The following is a 9775-nucleotide window of genomic DNA, read 5'->3' as shown; positions in this document are numbered from 1 at the left end:
CGCGGCGCGCGCGGCGGCAGCGCTGCGGCGAGCTGCGCCGCATGCGCGGCTGCGCGCTGCGCCAGCGCCGCGAGCTGCGCGAGCGCGCCGGCCTGCTCGCCAAGCGCCGCTAGCTGCGCGGCAACCTCATCCGCTGCGGCTGTGCTCGCGGCGGCAACATGCTGCGCAAGCACGTCGATGATATCGAACGCATGCTTGCGGTAGATGAGCTTCACTTCCGCGGCCAGCTCGCGGCTGTAAACCATCGTATATTCATTGCCGAAGGTCGCCCCGGTATTTACTTTCTCGATAAGCCAGTTCGGCTCAGGCTGCCAGGATAAGCCGGCGATCAGCTCCTGCTCTATCCGATCGGCCGGATAGCCGGCCTTCTCTGCCGCGCGGCGAAGCATATCCTTCACATGCCAGTCAATGGCGGCATTCACCTGAGAAGCAAATTCGGTCCGGAACGTCTCCAGTCTGCGTTCCTGCTCTGCAGCCGTTTTCGCCCCGGCAAACAACAGGCCCGTCTTGAAGCCTGGCTTCCGGCTTTCCAGGAAGACATGCGCTTTGTCCCGCAATGGCGCCGGTGTAATGATCGCGTTATCCAGAAGCGACTGAACGCTGCGGCGGAGCTCAACGCGCAGGCGCTCCGGCTCTTCCGCAAGCCTGTTCTTCTCGGCTTCAAGCTGAGCCATCTCCGCCTTCACCTTGGCTGCCGCTTCCTCGCCTCCAGCTTCGGCAATCAGGCGTTCACGCTCCGGTTCATCCCGCAGGTCCCACCATTTTTTGTGCTCGGCCACCAGATGATGCAGCGAAGCATCTACGCTGTATGCCGCAAGAGGTACTCTTTCCGCTGCCAGCTGGGACAGCAAAAGCTCGAGCTGCTCCCATTCCTGATGAGGATGATCCGGCTGCCGCAACGACAAATAAACGATTCCCGCCGGCTCCAGATGCCAAGCTTGAAACGCTTCTTCCACACTCTTCCGGTACTGCTCGAACGACAATTCACGGTCACGGTGCTTATCAATCTGATTTACGATAAAGTATAAGGGCTTGCCCCAGTCCTTCAATTGCTTCGCGAACGCAAAGTTAATCTCGGATTGGACATGGTTATAATCCATTACATAAAAGACGACATCCGCCAAATGAAGGGCGGATTCAGTCGACATTCTGTGAGCGTCATCCGTGGAATCGATACCGGGAGTATCGAGAAGAACCGTATGATCGCCAAGGCGATCGGTAGGATAATAGATCGATACGGATTCAATGTTCTCGCCGTCTTTGCAATACGCGTCCAGCTCCTCGAGCGGAATATCCACGCTGACGCGCTCTCCGTTCTTCACGCTAACGACGCTTGCCTTTGCCGTCTCGCCGCCGCGAATGGCCACAACGTTTGCGCTTGTAGGGATCGGGCTGGACGGAAGCAGTTGTGCTCCGCATAATCGGTTAACCAGAGTTGATTTGCCGGCTGAAAAATGTCCGCAAAATGCAACAGTAAGCCGGCCTTCGGCCAGCTTACTGTTCAACTCCAGTACTTGCTTTGCGTGTAGACTGTCGCCCGCCGACTGCATTTCCGCAGCGGCATGCGACAGTGCTTCTGTCATGCTTCGTACTGTCGTTTCCATCATGGTCTATACAGCTTCCTCTTCCGCAGGCAGGCAGATTTCAAACACGTTGCCGTGCTGCAAAATCATAATGTTGCGTTCTTTTTCCTTCATAACAACGACTTCAGGCTTTTGGCGCATACGCTCAATGTACTGATCCGGTACATCGCCGGAGCCGCTTACGGTGACGCCTTCTACCAGAATATCCTCGTTTTCTTGCGGAGGTGCTTCGAGAACCTGCTCAAAAATATCGGAGAACAGTTCAAAATTGTTTGTATACACGGAAATGCATTTCATCTTCATCATCCTTCACTGGCTTTTTTCGGTTTAGTTGCTAAAATTTTAGTTTTCGTTTGTCCACCCGGCTTCATACGCTGTTTGCCTTCCTTGCACAGATCCAGCAGCGGGCATATCGGACACTGCGGGTTTTGTGCTTTGCAATGATAGCGGCCGAAAAAAATTAGCCGGTGATGGGTGAGCGTCCATTCCTCGCGGGGCACAAGCTTCATCAGCTTCTTTTCGACTTCCAGCACGGTATCATCCAGCTTAGCCACGCCAAGCCGTTTCGATACCCGCTCCACATGCGTATCTACGGCGATAGCGGGAACGCCAAACGCGTTCGAGACAACCACATTGGCTGTCTTCCGCCCAACGCCGGGCAGCTCCGTCAACTGCTCATGCCTCTCGGGAACTTCCCCTTCGTATTTATTGATTAGGATGCGGCATAGCTTTTGAATATTAGATGCCTTACTGCGGAATAATCCGATACGGCGAATATCCTGCTCCAGCTCTTCCAGCGGCACAGCCAAATAATCCTCCGGCCGTTTGTATTTCTGAAACAGATTGACCGTGACTTTGTTCACCGTCTCATCCGTACATTGCGCCGACAGCAGGACGGCTATGGTCAGTTCGAACGGGTTGCTGTGATGCAATTCACAATGTGCATCCGGGAACATCTCCGCCAACGTATCCAATATATGTCGCATCTTCTGCTTCGCATTCATCGTCTCTCTCCTAATCCCAAACACTATCGTTCAAAGTGTAGCGAAATTTGTCACGAGAAGCAACCTTATTCAGCCCTAAATAAAGAAAAAACCGCCCTTTTGGACGGTATTTTCACAAAATATAAGAATTTAGGGCGAGGTCTTCATGAAATCCCGTTAATTTTTAACAAAAGCCTACGATTTTACGATTTTGAGAGCCGTATTATTGAAGGCATATACTGTAATCGTATCCCCGTCTTTTAACGCGCTCACTTGGATGGACGCATTGTTATACAGGATTTTTGTGTTCGAAGTAATATAAGCAAAGTTGCTGTTATCCTCCGAAGTATTTTTGTAAGTCCACAGGGTTGCGTTAGGAGCATCGTACTTCCAGAAGGTACGCTTGTCGCCGACTGCTACCGTAACAATCGTCTGCTCGTTCTCGTCCTTGTAGACTTGAATGATATCTCCCGCGGCTATCGCGGAGGACGAATAGGTTGTTTGAGTGCCTTTGACGACTTTAATGCCTTTCGAGAACGTCACCGTTGACGATGTGCCGCTAGGTTCGGTAACGGTCAAGCTGCTTGCCGCAACGGAGGAAACGGTGCCGTATTTCATCGTAATCGTCTTCACCGACTGGATGTTGCTGCCGATGTAAGGGACATTAATGATCGTGCCGCTTGTCAAAGCGCCCACCGTCAAGGCATTTCCGTTCTCGTCCGTGATCGGAACATTAACCAGCGAAATGTCTTTCTGCGAATTATCCGCCGCTTTCACGGTAACTAGCTTCGTCGACGCGTTTGCGGACACAACCTGGTACTGCAAGGTTTTATGAACCTGAATCGTAGCCGCCTTCTCCTGATTGGCATCCAGCAATACGGTTACGGTATCCCCTGCCTGCAGGCTTCCGATTGTAGGCACGGATACGCCGGGAATTTGGAGAAGCGGCGACACGTAAGGAATGGATACCTTTTCGCCCGAATCGAGTTTAACGGACAATAATTTATCCGTTGTATTTACCGACACCAAGCTGCCGGTTTGTTTGTAAATAAAGCTGAGCGAGATAATGTTTTTGCCGGAATACGTAATTTTCACTTTGCGGTTCGCAACCAGATAAGATCTGGCCTGGCTTACCGTGATAGACGATCCGCTGTAATCAATCTTGGTGGAATCCGTCAGGAACAGGGCATTGGCGTTCGAAGTTGCAGGATCGAATACCGTAAGCAGCTTATTATCGCCGCTGTAATTGACAACCGTAGCGGACTCTATCGTCGAGACATTCCGGTTTACCACCTCAATGCGCGTCACTTGCTGATTATCATTCAAAGTCAGCTTGATATTATCAACGTCTTTAAGCAAGTCGCTAACCGTGGGCGTATCGATACCGTTTATCACGACAACTACGTTATCGGCCAGGAACTTGGACTGCAGAGTACCGTCTACCAGATAGTTAATCAGGCCGCTGCCTGCGGAATAGAATTGTCCGGTTACGGTATTAGCGCCAGTCTGCGCTTCTGCCGTAATGGATACAACCTGAGGAGCCGTACGGAAAGTATCCTGTACGATCGTCAGATTCGCATCGCGCTTCAGATCGGAGATTTGAAGCGTTTTGCCGGTGCTGTCTTTTACGGTAACCGCGCTGCTATACGTGAACTTCACAGGCTCGTCGTTCACCCATGCGTAGAAGTAACGGTCCGTCGTATTGATGCGGTCCAGCTTGGCGATTGTCGTTTTGACATGCTGCTCCGTGCCTTGCGTTTCCACGTACAGCGCTTTGCCGGAGTTGCCAATCAGTGTAACGTCCGTATACAGCTTGATATCCCCCGCCGCAATGGCGTTATCGCTGTCTGCCGAATAGTACAAAGTATTGGAATCAAGCGTGTAGGTTGTTTCTTTCCCTTCGCTGTACAGCGTGATCGATGAAGCGGTTTGAGCGGTAACAATACCGCTTACTTGTCCGGCATAAGGCACCTTGTATTGCTTCTCTGCCCGGCTGAACAAAGTGGCAAGGCTCGCACGGTTAACCGGAGCTTTCGGATCGAACTTCGTCGCGGATACGCCTTTTACCAGGTCAAGCGATACGGCCGCGTTAACGTAGCCCAAATATTTTGCCGTAATCTGATTGCCGTCGGCGAACGTGGAAGCGGTCTTGCTCAGATCATCCGCTAATTGTTTCTTGTCAATGGCTTTCACCAACAGCTTCGTTACCCATTCGCGAGTCGCCGGCGTTGTGCCCCATGCTGCTTTCGGGTTGGCAGCCGCGTTGGCGTACTCATCATTCTGGTCAAGCAGACCATTCTTGAAAGCTACGATAATATAAGGCTTGGCATAGCTGCTTACCTTGAAGGAATCCGGATACGCGACGATTCCGTCCGGATCTACTTCGCCCTCAAGTCCGGCGAAACGAAGAGCCATAACGACCGCTTCTTCTTGGGAGACGCTTTTCAGAGGGCGGAATTCCGTCGTGCCGCTGGATGTTTTGTAACCATTAATAATGCCTTGAAGCGCCAGCTTGGAAACATGCTTCTGCGCCCATGCGGGGATCGTGTCAACAAACATGCTGTTCGATACGGCCGCAAACGCGGATGGAGCCGGAATCGCAATGGAGGTGCCACCGGCAAGCAAGGAGAACGCTAAGGCGCCGGCAATAAGTTTGGAACGGGATGAATGCTTTGGCATGGTTGAATAATCCTCCTCAATTCATTTGTTTGATTCTAGGAATGACGAACCGTTGGATGGTCCAGATCAAAGTGACCCATCAGGCTCTCCAGCGCTTTACCGTCAACCAGAAGATCGTAAGATTGCACAAAATCAAACTGGAACAAGGTCTGACCCAGGGAATCCAGCAGCATTTGCTCTCCCGGTGCGCCAAGACGGGCGGTATCCGGCAGCTCAATGTCGATGGTTACCGCATTGTCCTTAAGCGTCACGGATTTGATTGGAATAGGCTTCCACAAATTCACCGTGCCTTCGGGTCCATCCTGCTGCAAAGCAGCCAAGGCCTGCTTGATCAGGTCTTCATTGGAGCCCGACTTCACTTGAATATCCTTAGATACCATCTTCTCGAGCTCCGTATCCGAATAATAGATCTTAACGGAAGTTTCTTGTTCAGCCTGTACGGTCGGTTCTACGGATGGATCGGGAGTCGCCGCTTCCTCCGTAGTTGCAATCGCTTCTATCGTTGGGCTTGGAGAAGATGCATTGCCGCTTACCTCATTTCCGGACTGCCCGAGAGGTTTGTTTGTGTTTCCGCATGCGGCTGCGGTAAGAATAACGACTAATAATAATAGGATGAATGCCGGTTTGCGCACGATCGAATTCCTCGCTTTCTCAAGGTGAAACTGCTTTCGCCGTTCTTGGACGGCAAGCTTGTCTCATTCCGGTAAATTCTAAGCCCTTATATCTAAGTCAAAAGATTAAATTCTTAGAATCTAGGAAAGTTTCAGGTACTCCTTAATTCCAGCTACGATTTCTGATGCCATTTTATTTTGCGCCGCATCGCTGTACAGGATATCGGAGTCGCCTTTATTGGACAAAAATCCGGTCTCGAGCAAAATGGCAGGCATCGTTGTTTCTCTCGTTACATGCAGGTTTCCGTATTTCACGCCGCGGTCCTTAAGACCGGTAGCCTTCACGAGATGCTTGTGGATCACATTCGCAAGCGCTTTACTGTTGTCGCGCGTATAGTAGGTTTCGGTTCCGGATACGCTTGATGTAGGATTGCTGTTTGCATGAATCGAAATAAAAATATCAGCTTTGTTGTTCTTGGCGAACGTTACGCGGTCTGCAAGCGTTACGAATTTATCTTCCGGTCTGCTAAGCAGCGGCTTAATATTTTTTTCTTTGTCCAGCAAAGCTTTGACTTTAAGAGAAATAGCAAGGTTTACTTCCTTCTCCCAGCGGCCGTTAATGCTTTTCGCGCCCGGGTCGGTTCCGCCGTGACCGGCATCAATTACAACGTTGTATACTTTCGTACCCGGATCCGTTGTTACCGGAGGGGTTGTCGTATCAACCGGAGGGGTCGTCGCCGGATCCGTAAGACCAATGGTTATTACCCCGGCTCCGTTATCTTGAACCACGGCATCCGCATCTTTGTCCGTATTCAAATCAAGCACTAGTCTAGCAGTAGCCGGATTCGTAGAAAATACCGAGTAACGGAACATGGAGATGTACGGATTATCCGCTACGGGAATGCGTGTTTCCGCTCCCATGAATTGCGACGACAAATTGTCCGAATAAGTCGCGTTCGGGAAATCGATTACGATGCGCTTGGGACTATCGAGCTTAAACGGTTTATTGGCCGTTACTTTACCATCGTAATTGATGATAATGCCGAAGCTGCTGTCGTATTGAATCGAAGTGATCGAACCTGTCTGACCGGGATCCGGCGTAGTTGAAGGTTCTTCAGGGTCCGCTGCTTTGTACAAATAGACGGACTGAGACGCTTGATCCCATTTTACCGTTAATCCAAGCTGTTCGCTTACGAAACGGATTGGAATCATCGTTGTTCTGCCCTTCTGCAGCTTGGCAGACATGTCCATTTGCACCTTGTTGTTGTTAACGAGTGCGATGTTGTTGTCAATGGTAAGTACAATTACGTTCTGATCGTTATGTATGGTGACTGTCTTTGTAGCTGCCGCCCAATTTACCTCATAGCCCATGTTCTCGGACACGACCCTGATCGGGACGAGGGTAAAATCGTTGACGATCTGAGGATCGTCATAAGGCTTCAGCAATTGGTCGTTCAGATAAAGCTTCGGGACGACTGGCGTTGTTGCAGCTTGTCCCACTCCAGTGAACAAAGTAAACAGAACCGCCATAAACAACAAAATAGGTACAAACTTCTTCTTCATTTTCCACCTCGATGACTGAAATTGCCTGCATCGAATGTGAGATCATTCGACTTTGCTAGACGATTAAATAGACGCAATTTGTCAGAAAAAGTTGCGTGCAGAGGAAAAAAGAGGACAACTCTTCTTTGTCCGAAGAGCTGCCCCCTTTTCTTAGTCTATCTATTAACCCAAATAGGCAGGACGCTTTTGTTCGTAAGCCGTAATTTCGTCTTCATGCTGCAGTGTCAGACCGATATCGTCCAAACCAAGAAGCAGGAACTGGCGGCGGTGCTCGTCAAGATCGAAGGAAAGATCAAGACCGTACTCGTCAGTCAGCTTTTTGTTCTCCAGATCAACCGACAGCTTGTAGCCCTCATGCTTCGCCGTGCGCTGGAACAGGTCTTCGACTTGCTCTTCGCTCAGTTTGATTGGCAGAATGCCGTTCTTGAAGCAGTTGTTGTAGAAAATGTCCGCATACGAAGGTGCGATAACAACCTTGAAGCCATAGTCCAGAATCGCCCAAGGAGCATGCTCGCGGGAGGAGCCGCAGCCAAAGTTCGCGCGGGAGATCAGAACGGAAGCGCCTTGATAGCGCGGTTTGTTTGGTTCGAAATCAGCGTTTACTTCGCCGTTTTCGTGGAAGCGCCATTCGAAGAACAGGAATTGGCCAAAGCCGCTGCGCTCGATGCGTTTCAGGAATTGTTTAGGAATGATAGCGTCCGTGTCGACATTCACGCGGTCGACCGGGGCAACGATGCCCGTAAGTTGTTTAAAAGCTTCCATGTCGGTAATACCCCTCTCTCACACGTTCAATTAGTTCAACACTTCGGATTTGATTTTCCAGTCGCGCACGTCCGTAAAGCGGCCATTGATTGCAGCAGCCGCAGCCATTGCAGGCGATACGAGATGCGTGCGTCCGCCGCGGCCTTGACGGCCTTCGAAGTTACGGTTGGATGTCGATGCGCAGCGTTGTCCCGGCTGCAATACGTCAGGGTTCATCGCAAGGCACATCGAGCAGCCTGCTTCGCGCCATTCAAAACCGGCTTCCGCAAATACTTTGTCGAGACCTTCTTTTTCGGCTTGCAGCTTAACGCGTCCGGAGCCCGGAACGACGATAGCCGTTACTTTCTCGCTTACTTTGTAGCCGCGCGCGATTTCAGCCGCAGCGCGAAGGTCTTCGATACGGCCGTTTGTGCAGGAACCGATAAAGACATAGTCGATCTCGATTTCGGACATTGGCGTACCTGGTTTCAAGTCCATATATTCAAGCGCTTTTTCCGCTGCTTTGCGCTCGTTTTCCGTTGGCAGATCTTTCGGGAACGGAACGGAAGAAGTGATGTCCGTACCCATGCCCGGGCTAGTGCCCCAAGTTACTTGCGGGATCAGCGAATCAACATCGAATTCAACCACTGTATCGTAAGTCGCGCCTTCGTCTGTTGTAAGCTGCTTCCAGTCTTCCACGGCTTCGTCGTAGTTCGCTGGAGCGTACTCGCGGCCTCTCAGGTAGTCGAACGTAGTTTGGTCCGGTGCAATCAGACCGGCGCGCGCGCCGCCTTCGATCGACATGTTGCAGACCGTCATGCGCTCTTCCATAGTCAAGGACCGGATAGCTTCGCCTGTGTACTCGATAACGTAACCGGTAGCGAAGTCCGTGCCGTATTTCGCGATAACGCCAAGGATCAAGTCCTTCGCGGTAACGCCAGGTTTGCGGGAACCTTTGAAGCGAACTTCCATGGTTTTAGGTTTGGATTGCTGCAAACATTGCGTCGCCATAACATGCTCAACCTCGGAAGTACCGATACCGAACGCAAGAGCGCCAAACGCGCCGTGCGTCGAAGTGTGGCTGTCGCCGCAGACGATTGTTTTGCCCGGGTAAGTCAGGCCGATCTCAGGACCCATAACGTGCACGACGCCTTGGTCGAGGTTGTTCAGGTCGAACAGTTTTACGCCGAAGTCCGCGCAGTTTTGCGTCAGCGTGTCGATTTGTTGTTTGGAGATCGGGTCTTTAATATTGAAGCGATCCTTGGTAGGAACGTTGTGGTCCATTGTCGCGAATGTCAGGTCAGGACGGCGAACTTTGCGGTTCGACATGCGGAGTCCTTCGAAGGCTTGCGGCGAAGTTACCTCGTGCACCAGATGAAGGTCGATGTAAATGATGCTTGGTTTGCCCTCTTCTTGATGAATGACGTGCTTATCCCAGATTTTCTCAAACAGTGTTCTTTTCGTCATTATGTTCACCCCATCGTTCAAGCGAATAATCGCTTTGCTCTATTAGATGTTACTAGCATAGCATCTCCTGCTTGATTCAACAAAGATATAATATCTATAATGATTATAGGCAATAACTATAAAAGATCGATAACTATTCTCATTTGGA

Annotated in this window: 8 protein-coding genes; all 8 read right to left on the bottom strand. The window is 50.9% G+C overall.

The features are described 5' to 3' along the window. A partial coding sequence (locus CFI03_RS02735) for a dynamin family protein (RefSeq protein WP_248756396.1) occupies nt 1-1607 on the bottom strand: 1607 nt, incomplete at its 3' end. 3 nt (nt 1608-1610) lie between these two features. Then, nucleotides 1611-1880 (bottom strand): NAD/NADP transhydrogenase alpha subunit, encoded by a 270-nt coding sequence (locus CFI03_RS02730; protein WP_127494012.1) that lies wholly within the window; start codon nt 1878-1880, stop codon nt 1611-1613. A gap of 5 nt (nt 1881-1885) precedes the next feature. Beyond that, a complete protein-coding gene (gene nth, locus CFI03_RS02725) occupies nt 1886-2587 on the bottom strand; it encodes an endonuclease III (RefSeq protein WP_248756395.1) in 702 nt (233 codons plus the stop codon). A 174-nt stretch (nt 2588-2761) separates the two neighbouring features. Further along, nucleotides 2762-5245, bottom strand: a complete 2484-nt coding sequence (locus tag CFI03_RS02720) for an S-layer homology domain-containing protein (RefSeq protein WP_248756394.1) — start codon at nt 5243-5245, stop codon at nt 2762-2764. Nucleotides 5246-5280: 35 nt separating this feature from the next. Further along, complete coding sequence (locus CFI03_RS31265; protein ID WP_248756393.1) at nt 5281-5877, bottom strand: GerMN domain-containing protein; 597 nt, start codon at nt 5875-5877, stop codon at nt 5281-5283. 120 nt (nt 5878-5997) lie between these two features. Further along, entirely contained in the window at nt 5998-7419 is a 1422-nt protein-coding gene (locus CFI03_RS02710) for an N-acetylmuramoyl-L-alanine amidase family protein (protein ID WP_201003468.1), read from the bottom strand. 162 nt (nt 7420-7581) lie between these two features. After that, nucleotides 7582-8181, bottom strand: a complete 600-nt coding sequence (gene leuD, locus CFI03_RS02705; RefSeq protein WP_127494022.1) for a 3-isopropylmalate dehydratase small subunit — start codon at nt 8179-8181, stop codon at nt 7582-7584. Nucleotides 8182-8211: 30 nt separating this feature from the next. Next, nucleotides 8212-9627 carry a 3-isopropylmalate dehydratase large subunit gene (gene leuC / locus CFI03_RS02700; RefSeq protein WP_248756392.1) on the bottom strand — a complete coding sequence of 472 codons (1416 nt, stop codon included), beginning with the start codon at nt 9625-9627 and terminating at the stop codon, nt 8212-8214. Nucleotides 9628-9775 lie beyond the last annotated feature (148 nt).

This window comes from Paenibacillus sp. ATY16 (genome assembly GCF_003399985.2).
Classification (GTDB): Bacteria; Bacillota; Bacilli; order Paenibacillales; family Paenibacillaceae; genus Pristimantibacillus; species Pristimantibacillus glycanilyticus.
Note: the sequence above shows the minus strand (reverse complement) of the source record. Positions and strands in the feature narration are given on the sequence as shown.

Bases quoted from the DNA above. Each gene is read 5' to 3' on its own strand.
- CFI03_RS02710 (WP_201003468.1), bottom strand. From the start codon at position 7,419: ATGAAGAAGAAGTTTGTACCTATTTTGTTGTTTATGGCGGTTCTGTTT.
- leuD (WP_127494022.1), bottom strand. From the start codon at position 8,181: ATGGAAGCTTTTAAACAACTTACGGGCATCGTTGCCCCGGTCGACCGC.
- leuC (WP_248756392.1), bottom strand. From the start codon at position 9,627: ATGACGAAAAGAACACTGTTTGAGAAAATCTGGGATAAGCACGTCATT.
- CFI03_RS02730 (WP_127494012.1), bottom strand. From the start codon at position 1,880: ATGAAATGCATTTCCGTGTATACAAACAATTTTGAACTGTTCTCCGAT.
- nth (WP_248756395.1), bottom strand. From the start codon at position 2,587: ATGAATGCGAAGCAGAAGATGCGACATATATTGGATACGTTGGCGGAG.
- CFI03_RS02720 (WP_248756394.1), bottom strand. From the start codon at position 5,245: ATGCCAAAGCATTCATCCCGTTCCAAACTTATTGCCGGCGCCTTAGCG.